Raw genomic sequence first — 16,231 nt, forward strand, 5'->3', positions numbered from 1 at the left:
GTCCGTGGAGGCTTAATCAAGTGTCGGCATATAGCGCCGGACGCCTTACGGAGAAACCGTTTAATATATAAATAATGTACGCAATCGTAGAAATTAACGGTCAGCAGTTCAAGGCAGAACAGGGCAAGAAGCTCTTCGTTCATCACATCAAGGATGCTGAAGCTGGTAAGACTGTTGAATTCGACAAAGTTCTGCTCGTAGACAACGACGGAGCAGTGACTGTCGGTGCACCTACAGTTAGTGGTGCGAAAGTAGTAGTTGAAGTTGTGAATCCTCTCGTAAAGGGAGACAAGGTGATTGTTTTCAAGATGAAGCGTCGTAAGGATGCTCGCAAGCGCAACGGTCATCGTGCACAATTCACAGAAGTAGAAATCAAATCAATTAACGCTTAACTCAGGAGGAACAAACAATGGCACATAAAAAAGGTGTAGGTAGTTCTAAGAACGGACGCGAATCAGCTTCTCAGCGATTAGGTGTAAAGATTTGGGGTGGTCAGAAAATCATCGCCGGCAATATTATCGTTCGCCAGCGTGGTACAAAGCATAATCCTGGCGAAAATGTGGCAATCGGTAAAGACGACACATTATACGCTTTGACAGACGGAGTTGTTTACTTCCGCAAGGGACGTAAGAACAAGAGTACCGTTTCAGTGCTGTCACCCGAAGCTTATGCTGAAGTAACAAAGAAAGCTGAAGCTTAATACAACAACAAAAATTATTCCAAACAAACAATAGAATGCCAACTCCTGTAAAGGAATTGGCATTCTGCTTTTTTGCACTCATTCATTACTCCGAAAGAAATATTTTTAGTATATTTGCCAACAATATCGTATAATCAAAACTAATAAAAGCATATGCTTACACTTAAACTCATCAGTGAAGAGACTGAACGTGTAATTGAAGGCTTGGAGAAGAAACACTTCGAAGGCGCACGCCAGGCCATTGAAGATGTATTGGCCGTTGACAAGCGCCGTCGCGAAACACAACAAAAATTAGACTCCAACAAACAGCAAGCCAATCTGCTGTCTAAGCAAATTGGCAATTTAATGAAAGAAGGAAAAACAGAAGAAGCTAATTCGGTAAAGGCACAAGTTGCCGAATTCAAAGAAGCCGACAAGCATCTACAGGAAGAGATGGATGCAGCACAACAAGAAATGACAAACCTGTTGCTCTCTATTCCTAATATTGCAAACAAGGATGTGCCGGAAGGCAGAGACGCGTCTGACAATGTCGTCGTAAAGGAAGGCGGTATCAAGCCGGAACTTGGTACAGAGGCTTTGTGTCATTGGGATATTTGCAAGAAATACAATCTTGTAGATTTCGACCTTGGTGTAAAGATTACCGGTGCTGGATTTCCTATCTATATTGGCAAGATGGCCCGCCTGCAAAGAGCCTTAGAAGCATTCTTCCTGGACGAAGCTCGCAAGAGTGGCTATCTGGAAATCCAACCTCCTTATGTCGTCAACGAAGCATCAGGCTATGGTACAGGTCAGTTGCCGGACAAGGAAGGCCAGATGTATCATGCCAATCTGGACAACCTATACTTGATTCCTACGGCAGAAGTTCCGGTTACCAACATCTTCAGAGATGTCATCTTAGACGAAAGCAGCCTACCTATCAAGCGATGTGCCTACTCAGCTTGCTTCCGTAGAGAGGCAGGATCTTATGGCAAAGATGTACGCGGGCTGAATCGCCTACACCAATTTGACAAAGTTGAAATTGTGCGCATCGACACTCCAGAACATTCATACGAATCTCTGAACGAGATGCTGGCCCATGTTGAAGGCCTGTTACAGAAATTGGAACTCCCCTACCACATTCTACGTCTATGCGGTGGAGACATGAGCTTTACATCGGCAATATGCTACGACTTCGAAGTATGGAGTGCAGCACAGCAACGCTGGTTGGAAGTTTCTTCCGTATCAAACTTTGAGAGCTATCAGGCAAACCGCTTGAAGTGTCGCTACCGTCGCGCAGTTGACAAGAAGACTGAGATTTGCCACACACTGAACGGTTCGGCCCTAGCCCTGCCACGAATTGTCGCATCTATCTTAGAAAACAATCAGACTCCCGAAGGAGTAAGAATTCCGAAGGTTCTTGTACCCTATTGCGGATTTGAGATTCTTGATGACAACAACTTTTAAAGCTTGTTACTCCTATGAGACATAAAATCATCTTGGCTATTTGCCTGCTTCTCACCTCTGTAGGGACTTTTGCCCAACATGCTATTGGTGTTACAACCATCAAGCCGTATGTAGGACTTAGCTATGCAGCTATGTTCAACGGCGATCTCGATTTCAGAAAAGGGATGGCCGTTGGCGTTGACTTAGAGAAGAGAATAGCCAAGTGGTTTTCTGTTAGTGCAGGAGCTGCATATGCTCCATTAGGTGGCGAGTATCACGATAGTGATGACAAGAGTTTCATCTGGAAACACGATTATCTCACATTTCCTGTCACTGCAAATTTCTATCCTGTAAAAGGCCTGGCATTTAGAACAGGCCTACAAGCAGGAATAAGCATCAGAAACAGGCAAGAAAGTATCGGTAACAATACTCTCATGATGAAAGAAATGGAAGGAGACCTGAAACCATACGACTTGTCAATACCCGTTGCTATTTCATACGAGCTATACAATATTGTACTGGATGTACGCTGGAACATCGGTATCACGGACGTCGGTTCAAGCAGTCCGTGGACAGGCAATTACAATATGCACAATTCACATCTTGGAGGAGCAAACTTTGCCTACGTATTTACAATAGGCTACCAGTTCGAATTATAAGCAGTTGCTGTTCCGCAGCGACCAACCTTACTTTCTATTAAACACCATTATTCACATGAACAAGATTATTCGGAAAGAACAATACTCCGAAAAAGTATTTCGATTTGATATTGAGGCACCTCTCATTGCTAAGAGCAGAAAGGCCGGCAATTTTATTATCGTACGTGTAGATAACAAGAGCGAACGAATGCCCCTGACCATTGCAGATGCAGACACAACTAAGGGAACTATTGCACTAGTCGTTCAGAAAGTAGGCTTATCGTCTACCAAATTATGCAATCTGGAAGTTGGCGATTATGTGGCCGACATCGTTGGCCCATTGGGAAATCCTACTCACATCGAAAATTTTGGAACTGTAGTGTGTGCAGGCGGTGGTGTCGGCGTAGCCCCCATGCTGCCTATCATCAGGGCTTTGAAAGCTGCCGGTAATCGTGTATTATCTGTTTTAGCTGGTAGAAGCAAAGACTTGATTATCATGGAGGACGAAGTAAGAGCATCTTCCGACGAAACCATCATCATGACCGATGACGGAAGTTATGGCGAACAAGGTGTTGTCACTGTCGGTATAGAAAGGCTCTTGAATCAGGAGCATGTCGACAAGGTCTTTGCCATCGGTCCTCCTATCATGATGAAATTCTGCTGCTTGCTCACTCAGAAATATAATATTCCTACTGATGTATCGCTTAATACGATTATGGTAGACGGTACGGGAATGTGTGGAGCATGTAGACTGACGATTGGCGGGAAGACTAAATTCGTATGTATTGACGGTCCGGAATTCGACGGTGCACTGGTGGATTGGGATGAGATGTTCAAACGCATGGGAACATTCAAGGATTCAGAGAAAGAAGAGATGGAACACTATCAGGAACATTTGTTAGGAGACTCTACAGATTCTATAACTGAAACCACGGATATAACGATGGATCAGGCACCTACGGATGATTCGATAGAAGTATTGACAGACAGAAACGCCGAATGGAGAAAAGAATTAAGAGCATCTCTCAAAGCTAAAGAACGCACGCTAATTGAGCGTGTCAAGATGCCGGAATTAGACCCGACATATCGGGCTACAACTAGATTAGAGGAAGTAAACATCGGCTTGACGAAAGAAATGGCATTGACAGAAGCTAAGCGTTGTCTGGACTGTGCAAAACCCACTTGCGTGGAAGGATGCCCAGTGAAGATTAATATTCCATCATTTATCAAAAACATCGAACGCGGACAATTCCTTGCCGCAGCCAAAGTACTCAAAGATACTTCTGCCCTACCAGCTGTATGTGGTCGTGTTTGTCCGCAGGAGAAACAATGTGAAAGCAAGTGCATTCATCTCAAGATGAACGAACCAGCCGTTGCCATCGGTTACCTGGAACGGTTTGCAGCCGACTACGAGCGTCAAAGTGGGCAGATGTCCATACCGGAACTAGCACCATCTAACGGTATTAAAGTGGCAGTTATCGGTTCCGGTCCATCGGGATTAAGCTTCGCGGGCGACATGGTGAAACGTGGATTCGACGTCTACGTATTTGAAGCATTGCACGAAATCGGTGGCGTATTGAAATATGGTATTCCGGAATTCCGACTACCTAATCACATTGTAGATGTTGAGATAGAAAACTTGAGAAAGATGGGTGTACACTTTCAGACAGACTGCATTATAGGCAAAACCATCTCTATCGAACAACTGGAACAACAGGGATTCAAAGGTATCTATGTGGCGTCGGGTGCAGGATTGCCCAACTTCATGGATATTCCAGGAGAAAACGCAATCAACATCATGTCGAGTAACGAATACTTGACCCGCGTCAATTTGATGGATGCCGCCAATCCCACTACCGACACACCCATCAATCTCGGTAAGCATGTATTGGTTGTCGGAGGTGGAAATACCGCTATGGACTCATGTCGCACAGCCAAACGACTAGGTGCTGAAGTCACCTTGGTATACAGACGCTCTGAAGCAGAAATGCCAGCTCGACTGGAAGAGGTAAAACATGCTAAAGAAGAAGGTATCAACTTCTTGACACTCCACAATCCTATAGAATATCTAGCTGATGAAAAGGGGGCTGTAAAAGCAGCCGTACTACAAGTGATGAGATTAGGGGAACCAGATAGCAGCGGACGTTGTCGTCCGGAGCCAATTCCTGGAGAAACCAGAACCATAGAAGTGGATCAAGTAATTGTAGCTGTCGGAGTCAGTCCTAATCCGCTTGTCCCACAAAGTATTCCCGGACTGGAATTAGGCAGGAAAAACACCATTGTGGTCAACGAAGATATGCAGTCTAGCAGACCTGAACTATATGCGGGAGGAGATATTGTACGCGGAGGAGCTACTGTTATCCTTGCAATGGGCGACGGAAGAAAAGCTGCTGCTGGCATGAGCACCCAACTCGCAGCCAACTAAAATCTATTTATCAGATGATTTCTTATAAGAACCATACGACGAAATTAGTATCTCTGCTACTTCTCATCCTTCTGGGCACACAACCTATGTATGCCCAGAAGAAGAGAAAACGCATCCGGCAAACACCGCAAAAAGAGGTTACCCATTCCCAATCGCCTCTGGAGACCATGCCGATTGCCAAGGTAATGTTTGTTGATAGCATTGTCGTTGATTTCAAAGATTTCATTCAACATATCCCGTTGAACACAGAGTCGGGAAAACTATTACCATATAATAGCTTTTTCGCTACTTCTGATGAACCGACAAAGACTATCCATATCAACGAATTTGGCAACCACTGCTACTATGCCAAAGGAGATTCTACCAACAGCCATCTTTATACAAAAGACAAGTTAGGCAACATCTGGGAGAATGAGCATGTGCTAGATGAGATTCCATCAAGCTACCAATCCATCAATTACCCTTTCATGTGTACCGATGGCCTTACGCTATTCTTTGCTGCCAAAGGGAGCAACAGCATTGGAGGATATGATGTGTTTATGACTAGGTATAATAACAATGACGGTCATTTCTATCAACCGGAAAACTATGGTCTGCCATACAATTCTGAATTCAACGATTATCTGATAGCCATAGATGACATTGACTCGTTGGGATGGTTGGTCACAGACCGTTATCAGCCTGAAGGAAAAGTATGTATTTACACCTTTGTTCCAACATCTTCCCGTATCAATATAGATACGGAACAGCTCAGTAAAGATGAAAAAATGTCTTATGCCCAACTTAATAGTATTGAGAAAACATGGACTTTAGGAGATAGAACACGTGCCCTGGCACGGATTGAAGGATTAAAAAACAAATTGAAAAATCTGCAAACAGACACAAACGATATCGCTTTTGTCATTAATGACAACATGACCTATCACTCTATCAGCGATTTCAGATCACAGGAGAATAAGAAACTGTTTCGCCAACTGCTACAGCTGAAAAAAGACTATCAAGCTAATATTCTGCTGCTTGAGAATCGAGTAGACAGTGGCATAAAAGATAACAGTCTATACGATTTAGAAAACAAATGTATTCTGTCTCATCAAGAAATCCACGCATTGGAAAAGAAAATAAGGAATACAGAAAATATTTTAATCAACAAATAGAATCATTATGGATACACAGAAATATTTTGCAGAGTCTGAACTTATTATCAACTCTGATGGCAGTATATTCCACCTTCACCTTAAACCAAAACAACTGGCAGACAAGGTTATTCTCGTCGGTGACCCTGGACGCGTGCAATTAGTAGCTTCATTCTTCCAAACAAAAGAATGCGAAATATCCAATCGCGAATTCCACTCTATTACCGGAACTTATAACAACAAGAGAATTACAGTTCTCAGTACCGGCATCGGATGTGACAATATAGATATTGTAGTCAATGAATTAGACGCTTTAGCCAACATAGATTTTAAGAGCAGGAGAGAGAAAGACAACAAACGCCAATTGACTCTGGTCAGGATTGGTACATGCGGTGGATTACAACCTAACACACCTGTAGGTACATACATAGCCAGTGTCAAGAGTATCGGTTTCGATGGATTGCTAAACTTCTATGCAGGACGCAACGAAGCATGTGACTTGGATTTCGAAGAGGCTTTCAAAAAACACATGGACTGGAATCCCCTACTATGCGCTCCCTATGTCATTGATAACAATATGGAACTGGTAGAGCGCATAGCTGGTACAGAAATGGTACGTGGTGTAACGATTGCATGTGGAGGCTTTTTCGGTCCGCAAGGACGCGAACTACGCATACCGCTTGCCGACCCGACCCAGAATGCAAAGGTAGAATCTTTCGAATACAACAACTACAAGATTACCAACTTCGAAATGGAAAGTAGTGCACTGGCAGGACTCTCCAAGCTAATGGGACATAAGGCTATGACTTGCTGTATGGTAATTGCGAACAGACTGGCCAAAGAAAGTAATACAAACTACAAGAATAGTATTAATGGCCTTATCAAGCTTGTCTTAGAACGAATTTAATTGATGGAGCAGAATACATTGAATCCATTATCAGACCACTCTACCATCTGTGCACTCGCAACTTCTACCGGTGGAGCCATCGGAGTCATCAGACTTTCCGGGCAGAATGCTATTGCCAGTACAGAACAGATTTTCCGCAGCCATACGGGCAGACGGTTATCGGAGGCCAGGGCCAATACCATTCATTATGGAGAAATAGTCGATGCGGAAGGGAAAACCATCGACGATGTGTTGGTCAGCCTCTTTCGCGCTCCACATTCATATACAGGAGAAGACTGCGTAGAAATCTCATGCCACGGCAGCAGATATATCCTACGCACAGTATTGCATATGCTCTCTTCTCATGGCTGCCGACCAGCCCAACCAGGGGAATATACCCAACGTGCATTTCTCAACGGAAAAATGGATTTAAGTCAGGCTGAAGCAGTAGCCGACTTAGTTTCTGCCAGTAACGCAGCCAGCCATAAACTGGCAATCAGTCAATTAAAGGGAAACTTCAGTAGCAAACTTCAAATGTTACGAGACCAACTCTTGAAGATAACTTCATTAATAGAGTTGGAATTGGATTTTAGTGATCAAGACGTGGACTTCGCTAATCGCGAAGAGTTGTTACAACTGGCAAAAGACATTGATAGTCATATCAGTACATTAGCACGGTCATTTGAAGCAGGACTTGCCATTAAAAAAGGTATTCCAGTTGCCATTATTGGGAAAACAAATGTCGGGAAGAGTACACTACTCAATCAGCTCCTACATGAAGACAAAGCCATTGTAAGTGATATTCATGGTACAACACGTGATGTTATCGAAGATACTGTAGACATACATGGTATTACTTTCCGCTTTATAGATACTGCCGGAATTCGACAAACCCAAGATACCGTAGAACAACTAGGTATTGAGCGAACCTATCAGAAGCTGGAAGAATCATCTATCATCATCTGGCTATTCGACCAACAGCCTAGTGAAGAAGAATTGCAAAGCATACATACTCAAACAGAAGGAAAAAAGCTGATATTAGTACATAATAAGTACGATCTCACCCCTAATATAGATATAAAAGAAGCTATACATATCAGTGCTAAACAAGGATACAACATAGAACAACTAGAAGAAGAACTCTATCAAGTTGCTGGAATCCCTGAAATTACGGAAAATGACGTCATTGTAACCAATGCCCGCCACTATGAAGCATTAATCCATGCCCATAAAAGTATTAGCCGTGTCATCAACAACCTAGAAGAGAATATGAGTGGTGACTTACTAAGTGAAGACTTACGGATATGCCTTGACCAACTCGCTGACATTACCGGCGGTCAAATAACATCTACCGAAGTCCTCATCAATATCTTCTCCCACTTCTGCATCGGGAAATAATGCCAAATATATGATTATCAGTATATAATATTCAGGCTTGTCAGCTGTCAGAGATTACGTATAATATACGTATGTTATGTTTTTCTCCTTACCTTACTAATTCTCACATATAGACCAATTAAAGTATCTGTCATTTTTCAATTTCATCCAGTAATCAATACCTTGACTCTTCATTCCAAGCTTCTGGAGTTTCTCTACCATAAGAATTGAGATTTCTGCACATAAAATCACATTCCGTTCAAGATTTCTGAACTCATCTAACGTAAGCTTGTCGATTAAAGTTTGAAGCTGCGGTATCAGACATAGGTCTTCCGGGGTATTCAGATGATAACGCACATAATACTGCATATGGTCCAAAACTTTCCTGTAAGAATTCCTATTTCGGCAAAGAAGTCGTGTTACCAAAACATTAATATATGCAATATGACAATAAATACCTTCTTTCTTGACTTTTACAATAAGAGCATCTAGGCAAGCTTCCATCTCGCTATCAATATCAGAATATATCGATTTATCCAAATCCACATAGTCTGTCAGCAATTTATACTTTTCCTCAAGTGCATTATATAACGTATCGAGTCCTTCTTTATCCGAGAGTTCCTGCCGATGTAAATCTATGAACAGCATCATTTCATATATCAAATTCTCATAATGCATTATCTGATCTAATTCAGTACCATTGATACGTTTCAATAACGGCATTGCACTTGCCACTAATTTGTCATACACAGCATGTACTTCATCAACAGTCCATTCCAATACGTCATCAAGGTCCACGATTGCAACATAGTCGGGAGATGTAAATGTTCCTGTCCCTTTTATTCCATTTCCCCATAGCAAATCAGAATCCAGCAAAGCCTTTTTCACAATTCGCAAAACTTTCTTGTCAGACTTGGCATAATAAACCAATCCGTTTATAGTAGAGGTTTTTATACCCAAAGACGAAATTAATACTGGAATTTTCTTAGCAACGGCTTTATATTGTGACTTGCCGATTACATGATGAAGATTACCAAGCAAGATAAAATCATTGCCATTGTCTATCTTGCTAATAAACACTTTCAAGGCTGGCTTTATTGCAATAGAAACTTTCCTACTACATCTAGTCCTCAAATAATAAAACAAGTCTTGCACTATATGGTACTTGCCATTCTCTCTGACCACTTCCAGGCAGTCATTGATAACCACAATCGCCAACTCTTCATTCTTTGTGCATGACAAACCTGCACATATAAGTTTATAGATTGCACCAGACTTATGCGTTTCATCGAATTGAGGCAGAAAATATTCTTTCCACAATCTCAGAATGAATGCATCCCAATATGAAGGTGGTATCGCTTTGATTATCTCACAAAGAAGAAGACAGATATTGCAGACAGTCCAATCCGACTTCGGTTGTTCTTCATTTGTTATCAGTTTGAACATCCTTACTGCAAACTTCGGCAATTCATTATGCAGCACATCACTGTAGGCAAAATCTTGTCCTATCCGCTTGAGTGTATCCGAATCGTTTATTGTCGAACTATAAAAGAGCACCGGATAAGGATATTTCTCGAACAGGACATGAGCAACCTTATACCACTGTACACTTGAAATAATACTCCATGTCCTTATTTGTGGCATCAACGGGGTTTCCAACATAAAATTCAGACACCTCACTGCATCTTCTATCCGAATCTCTTTATCTGGATCCATTTCAATTATTCCATAGGCACGTATTCTCTCTTTTGGTTGAATAAGATGGTCAAAATACCAATCCCTGAGTGAAAATATACTGTACTGTGATAAGTCCGTAAACTCCTCTACCGAATATACTCCAGGTACTCTTCCAAACAACATATTAGCTAGTTGAGTCGCCCTGAATCGCTCGATAGACGGATGTATCTTATCTAAGAGAGATTGTGAAAGAATTCCATTAACTACATCAATATTGACCAAACTGAGAAGAACAAGTTTCTTTATGATGAAATCTTCTGCCGGGTGCCAATCATTCAACATATCATTCAGTTTACTGAATTCAAATGTAAAAGCAAGCCTTACACAACACTCATACACTGCCATGTCAGACTTTCCTTCAGACAATGTTAGTGGATTTACTAGTGTAAAGTGGCGATTCTTTAACCTCTTGACGCGTTCCTGATATGTATCCCCTTGCAGAACATTTTCTATTTTATCTATAATACGAAGTGCTTCGTTTTCATAGTCTCCTTGCATCTGCTCCAAAGCCATCAACGCCATTTCCGCTTCCAATTCACTCAGTTCTTGCTTTTTGGATATTACATCTATGAAAGAAGATTGATAGTGAGTCCCTCGTGCAAGTCTAAGGTATGAATTGTAGCGTATCAACCTATGGGCTGCCCCTTCATCAATATCGACTTCAAGACCATGATTACTTGTAAATTTATATGCCTTTGCCCAAAGACTAAAAGTATCTTGAAGAATATTTTGCTCTTTCCCCTTATCTTCTTCCCCTTTCTCCTCCTCACTTTCAGCGATATGTCGTTGTTGCACATTATCTTGACCTTTTATAGTCTCATCAACATTGGCTTCTTGCAGAAAGTGGTTATTCGCTTCGCCTGCATTCAGATAATTAAAGAAGGCTTTGAATAATTTATTTCCACATTCAGGATCATTCTCGTCTGGTATTTCTGCACCTATCAGCTCCACTACTCTCTTTTCTTTCAGCGAAATCCTGTATATACGATGATTTTCAAAATACAGCTGTGTAGCATCGTCCTGCTTGTCTCCTCTCGCATCGATAAAGAATACTTTAATATTTTTAGCCTGTGGATAATCAGGAGTATTGTGTTGAGCACTCATCTCAATAATTTCACGAACCCAATTTATCCAAGCAATAAAGTTTGCATCTTTACCAGAGAAACCAACAAGACACAGGCAATCCTTCAACAGAGAGATTCTCATTAATTGTACAAAAGCCTCGTGCTTGGCAGGATAATCGTCATAGTCCTCTTGTGTAATGATGTATTTCCTGTGCTTATCACTGTCAAACCCGTTCGACTCGTGCTTAAAATCTATGCTCCCATGAAGTTTCACTATCATCTCCCGCATATTACGGAACGATAAATCGGCAGCACAGTTGCTCTCCTTAAACTTTCGCATTCCGTTCATCATAGCCACATATTCCAGCAGATTATCATAGTTCGTAGTGAAGATTGCATTCCAACCAAGACTAAGCATGGAAGCTAGAAAATCTGTGCTATGACCAAGAAATACCGACTCGTCGAACAAAGTTGCAGTATTGTCATCCATGTTCAGTTTCGGTGTATGCGCTTCTATATAAACTTCTACAGACTCTCTCAATCCTGTTCGCTGTTTAAACAAGCTTGGAATCTGGAGTACACCTTCGCGTTCAATAATATTCCATATCACATCATCCACTGCCACCTTTGAGTTCTTCCGAGCTTTTTCTATCGTATAATGGCAATAGAAGCGTTCGTCTTTTGTTACTTTGACACCCTTTGCTTTCAGTTCATCGGCATAGAGAAAAGCCACCATGTCTTTTATCAAGCCAAACCAATCTTGATAAAGCTTACATGCGCAACAAGATGCACCAGCACCCACCAAAAGGCTCATCCTGCCATCAATAATATGTTGCTTCATTGCCTTTATTGCTTCAACTACATCTATATCCTTGAACTTACTCATATCTAAATATTCTTTTTAAAAGTATCAGCCCTCCAACATTCTCTTTATACCGCATGTCACACTACTCGACTTTCTGCAAAGCCTAGTCAACTTTACTGCAAGGGCACAACAGCAATGTTGCCGATGCTCTGCAGCAAAGCTGTCAAGCCCCTGCACTCAAACAAGAAAATCGTTGTGGACATGTCTACTAATATCTATCACCTCAAAGTGAGGATTGTCTACCACCTGCTTCTCTACATATTCGCAATAAGGACAGGTCTTCATTACAAACATCTTAATCATATAGCTATTCTCTATCTAAATAATTTCCATATCCCTTTAGCCTAACAGAAAGACTCTCTCAATAAACTGACACTTTCTTTTTTATCTTACTTCGTTTTTATTATTTCGTCTATAAATTCATTTCTTCGGATTCAGCCAGCGACCGTATGTCATCATTCGCCATACCCATTCCAATGGACCATACTTCATTCCTTCCATCCACAACCAGCTAAAAAGTATCTGTAATGCAAATACTGCAATAGCAGTGAGCTCTATCTGATAGAGTCCCTGAGTAAGTCCTAATGAGAAACCTATACCATAATAAATCGTCACCCCAATGACCGACTGGCTGATGTAGTTGGTGAGTGCCATACGTCCCGGCTTGGCAAAGATACAGAATGTTATATGCTCCGGGCGATTTAGATAGAGTAGACAAATGGCAGTAATATAAAAGAAAGCCATTGGTACAACACTAATGAAATAAAGCATTGAGTGCATTGCCGTCCCCCAAGGATGGCCACTGACAGCATGCCAAGCGTAAAGCAACGAAGTAGATATTCCTATCAGGCTACTCCACTTGCATATACAAAGCATCTGAGGGCGGAACTCTTCTAGACGTGCATAAAGTCTGTTACGACCTATCGCATAGCCAAGCACAAAGAGACCGAACACTTTGAAAACACGGTTGCCGTCGACAAACTCCCACATGCGTTCGACAGCCCCTTGCATCAGGAATTGGAACATGGCACTATAGCTATCGGCATCGCGCAGCCATGTAGCAAAATTGCCTTCATTGATACCCACTCTGGCAGCCGTAGCCCACCATGCGTCCCACAACGGGGCTGAGAAACTCAATCCAAACAGTTGCTGGACAAAATCCAGCGCTACAGGGATGAAGAGCAATACACCTGCCGACCATAGCAGCCCCTTATTGGATAGTTTGTGGAACAACGGGAGAATCATACCCAAAACAGCATAGAGACACAAAATATCGCCACTCCAGACAAAGAGCAGATGGCACAGAGCTATCAGCAGCAGAATAGTCATACGGCGATAAAAGAGGCTGATACCACTGGCTCCTCTTTGGAAAGCATGCTCCAGAATGATAGAAAAACCACATCCGAAAAGCAAACTGAAGATTGTATATCCTTTGCCATCTATCAAGAAATACTGCATATATCGCGTAATGCTGTCGACAGCAGCCGTTGGCATCGCCTGGTGAGTCTCGCTACTCAAAAAAGTCCATAACCCAAATTCTGGGAAATTGGCTAATATAATAGTGAAGAGAGCAAAGCCACGAAGCGCATCCAGAATGATGAATCTCTGCTTCTCTGTTGTTGGTTTTATATCGTATTTGTTCATTATACTATTTATACTTATTTCCCTATTAATGTCCCCACTTGGCCTAATCAAGCCTCCAACAGATAGGACAAGCAGTATAGAGTATATCCGTCTCACATCTACAGGGCAGCCATTTCTTATATCATCCGAATCAATTTGCAGAGTCTGTCGTCTCTGATTATTTTCGGAGCAGCCTTACCTGCCAATACCAAAATCTTTTTATCATTGCGATAGATATGCAGTTGGCGTGAACGGACCACGGCCATCAAATCTTCATCATCCTGCATAGCCACCCAAAGATGATGGTACATACCATCCTCTACAAATAATTTCTTTTGCAGGTGCGAACACATATTGGTCGTATCAATCATTATCATACAATGCTGCAATATTTAGTTACAACTTCCATCTTAGGAATAATATGGAAACTATCTGAACTATCAAAATAAACGGGACACCATATTTGAATTTCTTGTGCATTGTTTTATGATGCCACACTTTCATCCCCAGCCATGCACCGATGCTACCACCTATTAAGGCCAATCCTAAAAGTGTAGCTTCAGTAATACGCCACTTAGCACGTTTAGCTTTCCACTTGTCTATGCCATAGACGCAGAAGGCTACCATATTCATCATGATGGAATAGAAAAGAACGATATGTATTGGCGATACTTTCATATTAATCAAACAGTTTCTTCCAAATCCACAATACACCGACTGCCCCCACTACACAAAAAACAAAATTGGTGAGGTAGCCTTTACCAAATAATTCGATATTCAGCAGATGACTTATGAGAGTCCCAGCATAGCTGCCAGCGATACCAATAATAAGATTCATGCAACATCCTTTTCCTTCACCACTCATGATGTGGTTGGCTATATAGCCGATAAGGATTCCAGTTAGGATTGGCCATGCTGTGAAATCGGCGATATCATCAAGCATATGATTTTTTTTATAAACTACATTAAAATATTATCAAACTGAGGATGGCGCTTGTACCAAGTCTCAGCATACAAACAAACAGGCTTTATCTTCAGCCCATTCTCTACAGCATAATCGGTGACGGCACTTACCAAAGCATTGGCTATACCTTTGCCTTCATAGCCTTGAAATGTCCTTGTATGCTCTATAGATAAACCATCTTGAATAAAGATGAAATCTAGTTGACCTACCTGTATCCCAGCTTCGTAAGCTCTTACAACACCACTTTTGTTATTTATAATTACTTCTACTTCCATATCTTATTTGTTTACTAATAGAATCGTACCTATCGTCACGATGAGGAAAATGAGTTTCAGCCATAATTCATTAATGCTCATATTTTGGTACATTCTTTCTTGCAATTTCATGACTATCAAGGAAAATAATCAGTTCTATTTTACAAAAGTAACTATTTGTAATGAGAATGCAATCTCATTACTTTGATAAATTCAACCGTAGCATCAGAAAGAGCTTGTAAGAGACCTTAAGCTGGTCTACCGTGCTGTCAGCAAGGATGCAGCAAAGATCGAACCTAACTGGTTGAATTCCAATGGCGTGAGAAGTGTACTTTCCAAATCGAAGTGCAAGAATCTGTGGACCATACCACTGGCAAATTACAATAGCTGCATATAAAATTTGGAACTCGGTATAAGATTATGTAACTTTACTGCAAAGAAAATTCCTCAGAAGGGACAGAGCCTTACCATAGCTCAATTTACACTACCTGGTAAATTTTATTTATATACTCTTTTTGCATTTCTAGAACATTACTTTATGTATAATAGGAGCCATATCGTAATACTTATACTCTGCCAATCTCCCACCAAACTCAACATTCTCTTCCCTAGCAGCTAAAGCTGCATATTTCTGATAAAGAGATTGATTAGCATTATCATTGATTGGATAATAAGGTTCCATACCATCCTTCCACTCTGTGCTATATTCTCTACTGATAACCGTCTTGGGACAAGCATCAATTGCAGAACCAAACATTTCAAAATGTTTATGCTCTATAATGCGTGTATAAGGTACTTTTTCTTCTGTATAATTTATAACTGCATTACCCTGATAATTGGGAGTATCTAGTACTTCTGTCTCAAATCTTACCGTTCGATAGTTGAGTTTGCCAAATCTATAGTCATAGAATTCATCTATCTTTCCTGTAAATAAGACTTTGTCAGCAACAGACATCCAATATTCACGATTACTGAAGAAATCTATTCCAAGTTGGACATCGCAACCTTCTAAAAGCCCATCAAACAATTTATTATAGCCCCCAATAGGAATCCCTTGGTAAGAGTCATTGAAATAATTATTATCAAAAGTGAGCCTAACCGGTAAGCGCTTAATGATAAAAGCAGGAAGATCAGTACACTTTC

16 protein-coding genes (1 of these 16 running past the window's edge) are annotated in these 16,231 nt (G+C 41.3%); 8 read left to right on the top strand and 8 right to left on the bottom strand.

Translation table 11 applies throughout. The annotated features are described in order from the left end of the window. The first annotated feature begins 74 nt into the window (after positions 1-74). The 8 genes from rplU (at position 75) to mnmE (ending at position 8,602) form a co-directional block, all read left to right on the top strand. On the top strand, positions 75-392 hold the full coding sequence (gene rplU / locus ACZ42L_RS04070; RefSeq protein ID WP_464703606.1) for a 50S ribosomal protein L21: 318 nt from the start codon (positions 75-77) through the stop codon (positions 390-392). A gap of 17 nt (positions 393-409) precedes the next feature. Then, positions 410-700, top strand: coding sequence for a 50S ribosomal protein L27 (gene rpmA, locus ACZ42L_RS04075; RefSeq protein ID WP_464700856.1), 291 nt, complete (start codon positions 410-412; stop codon positions 698-700). Positions 701-853: 153 nt separating this feature from the next. Then, positions 854-2,143: a serine--tRNA ligase gene (gene serS, locus ACZ42L_RS04080; RefSeq protein WP_464716698.1), complete on the top strand. Its 1,290-nt coding sequence runs from the start codon at positions 854-856 to the stop codon at positions 2,141-2,143. A gap of 14 nt (positions 2,144-2,157) precedes the next feature. After that, positions 2,158-2,781, top strand: a complete 624-nt coding sequence (locus tag ACZ42L_RS04085) for an outer membrane beta-barrel protein (protein ID WP_464703608.1) — start codon at positions 2,158-2,160, stop codon at positions 2,779-2,781. A 55-nt stretch (positions 2,782-2,836) separates the two neighbouring features. Beyond that, complete coding sequence (locus ACZ42L_RS04090) at positions 2,837-5,185, top strand: bifunctional dihydroorotate dehydrogenase B NAD binding subunit/NADPH-dependent glutamate synthase (protein WP_464716699.1); 2,349 nt, start codon at positions 2,837-2,839, stop codon at positions 5,183-5,185. Positions 5,186-5,199: 14 nt separating this feature from the next. After that, the gene (locus ACZ42L_RS04095; protein ID WP_464706728.1) at positions 5,200-6,339 is read left to right on the top strand and encodes a hypothetical protein; all 1,140 of its coding nucleotides are present in this window, start codon (positions 5,200-5,202) and stop codon (positions 6,337-6,339) included. A gap of 7 nt (positions 6,340-6,346) precedes the next feature. Continuing rightward, the gene (locus tag ACZ42L_RS04100; protein WP_464716700.1) at positions 6,347-7,225 is read left to right on the top strand and encodes a nucleoside phosphorylase; all 879 of its coding nucleotides are present in this window, start codon (positions 6,347-6,349) and stop codon (positions 7,223-7,225) included. A 3-nt stretch (positions 7,226-7,228) separates the two neighbouring features. Continuing rightward, positions 7,229-8,602 (top strand): tRNA uridine-5-carboxymethylaminomethyl(34) synthesis GTPase MnmE, encoded by a 1,374-nt coding sequence (gene mnmE / locus ACZ42L_RS04105; RefSeq protein WP_464716701.1) that lies wholly within the window; start codon positions 7,229-7,231, stop codon positions 8,600-8,602. A gap of 96 nt (positions 8,603-8,698) precedes the next feature. Here mnmE and ACZ42L_RS04110 read toward each other — a convergent pair whose 3' ends face one another. The 8 genes from ACZ42L_RS04110 to glf all read right to left on the bottom strand — a co-directional run. Next, the gene (locus ACZ42L_RS04110) at positions 8,699-12,268 is read right to left on the bottom strand and encodes an SIR2 family protein (protein ID WP_464716702.1); all 3,570 of its coding nucleotides are present in this window, start codon (positions 12,266-12,268) and stop codon (positions 8,699-8,701) included. Between the two features lie 156 nt (positions 12,269-12,424). Further along, positions 12,425-12,550: a hypothetical protein gene (locus tag ACZ42L_RS04115; protein ID WP_464716703.1), complete on the bottom strand. Its 126-nt coding sequence runs from the start codon at positions 12,548-12,550 to the stop codon at positions 12,425-12,427. A 117-nt stretch (positions 12,551-12,667) separates the two neighbouring features. Then, complete coding sequence (locus ACZ42L_RS04120) at positions 12,668-13,891, bottom strand: DUF418 domain-containing protein (RefSeq protein WP_464716704.1); 1,224 nt, start codon at positions 13,889-13,891, stop codon at positions 12,668-12,670. 116 nt (positions 13,892-14,007) lie between these two features. Further along, entirely contained in the window at positions 14,008-14,247 is a 240-nt protein-coding gene (locus ACZ42L_RS04125; protein ID WP_464716705.1) for a hypothetical protein, read from the bottom strand. A 19-nt stretch (positions 14,248-14,266) separates the two neighbouring features. Then, a complete protein-coding gene (locus tag ACZ42L_RS04130; protein ID WP_464716706.1) occupies positions 14,267-14,548 on the bottom strand; it encodes a DUF1294 domain-containing protein in 282 nt (93 codons plus the stop codon). A 1-nt stretch (position 14,549) separates the two neighbouring features. After that, the gene (locus tag ACZ42L_RS04135; protein ID WP_464716707.1) at positions 14,550-14,813 is read right to left on the bottom strand and encodes a GlsB/YeaQ/YmgE family stress response membrane protein; all 264 of its coding nucleotides are present in this window, start codon (positions 14,811-14,813) and stop codon (positions 14,550-14,552) included. Positions 14,814-14,830: 17 nt separating this feature from the next. Then, positions 14,831-15,109 (bottom strand): GNAT family N-acetyltransferase, encoded by a 279-nt coding sequence (locus ACZ42L_RS04140; RefSeq protein ID WP_464716708.1) that lies wholly within the window; start codon positions 15,107-15,109, stop codon positions 14,831-14,833. A 502-nt stretch (positions 15,110-15,611) separates the two neighbouring features. Beyond that, positions 15,612-16,231 carry the 3' portion of a UDP-galactopyranose mutase gene (gene glf / locus ACZ42L_RS04145; RefSeq protein WP_464716709.1) on the bottom strand. Its footprint extends 502 nt past the window's final position, so the window shows 620 of its 1,122 coding nt (coding positions 503-1,122); its start codon lies beyond the right edge, outside the window; its stop codon occupies positions 15,612-15,614.

Source organism: Prevotella mikamonis (assembly GCF_055381405.1).

Excerpts from the sequence above, each read along its gene's own strand:
- rpmA (WP_464700856.1), top strand. The coding sequence starts at position 410 with ATGGCACATAAAAAAGGTGTAGGTAGTTCTAAGAACGGACGCGAATCA.
- ACZ42L_RS04125 (WP_464716705.1), bottom strand. The coding sequence starts at position 14,247 with ATGATAATGATTGATACGACCAATATGTGTTCGCACCTGCAAAAGAAA.
- ACZ42L_RS04085 (WP_464703608.1), top strand. The coding sequence starts at position 2,158 with ATGAGACATAAAATCATCTTGGCTATTTGCCTGCTTCTCACCTCTGTA.
- ACZ42L_RS04135 (WP_464716707.1), bottom strand. The coding sequence starts at position 14,813 with ATGCTTGATGATATCGCCGATTTCACAGCATGGCCAATCCTAACTGGA.
- ACZ42L_RS04130 (WP_464716706.1), bottom strand. The coding sequence starts at position 14,548 with ATGAAAGTATCGCCAATACATATCGTTCTTTTCTATTCCATCATGATG.
- ACZ42L_RS04090 (WP_464716699.1), top strand. The coding sequence starts at position 2,837 with ATGAACAAGATTATTCGGAAAGAACAATACTCCGAAAAAGTATTTCGA.
- rplU (WP_464703606.1), top strand. The coding sequence starts at position 75 with ATGTACGCAATCGTAGAAATTAACGGTCAGCAGTTCAAGGCAGAACAG.
- ACZ42L_RS04095 (WP_464706728.1), top strand. The coding sequence starts at position 5,200 with ATGATTTCTTATAAGAACCATACGACGAAATTAGTATCTCTGCTACTT.
- ACZ42L_RS04100 (WP_464716700.1), top strand. The coding sequence starts at position 6,347 with ATGGATACACAGAAATATTTTGCAGAGTCTGAACTTATTATCAACTCT.
- mnmE (WP_464716701.1), top strand. The coding sequence starts at position 7,229 with ATGGAGCAGAATACATTGAATCCATTATCAGACCACTCTACCATCTGT.
- serS (WP_464716698.1), top strand. The coding sequence starts at position 854 with ATGCTTACACTTAAACTCATCAGTGAAGAGACTGAACGTGTAATTGAA.
- ACZ42L_RS04120 (WP_464716704.1), bottom strand. The coding sequence starts at position 13,891 with ATGAACAAATACGATATAAAACCAACAACAGAGAAGCAGAGATTCATC.
- ACZ42L_RS04140 (WP_464716708.1), bottom strand. The coding sequence starts at position 15,109 with ATGGAAGTAGAAGTAATTATAAATAACAAAAGTGGTGTTGTAAGAGCT.
- ACZ42L_RS04110 (WP_464716702.1), bottom strand. The coding sequence starts at position 12,268 with ATGAGTAAGTTCAAGGATATAGATGTAGTTGAAGCAATAAAGGCAATG.
- ACZ42L_RS04115 (WP_464716703.1), bottom strand. The coding sequence starts at position 12,550 with ATGATTAAGATGTTTGTAATGAAGACCTGTCCTTATTGCGAATATGTA.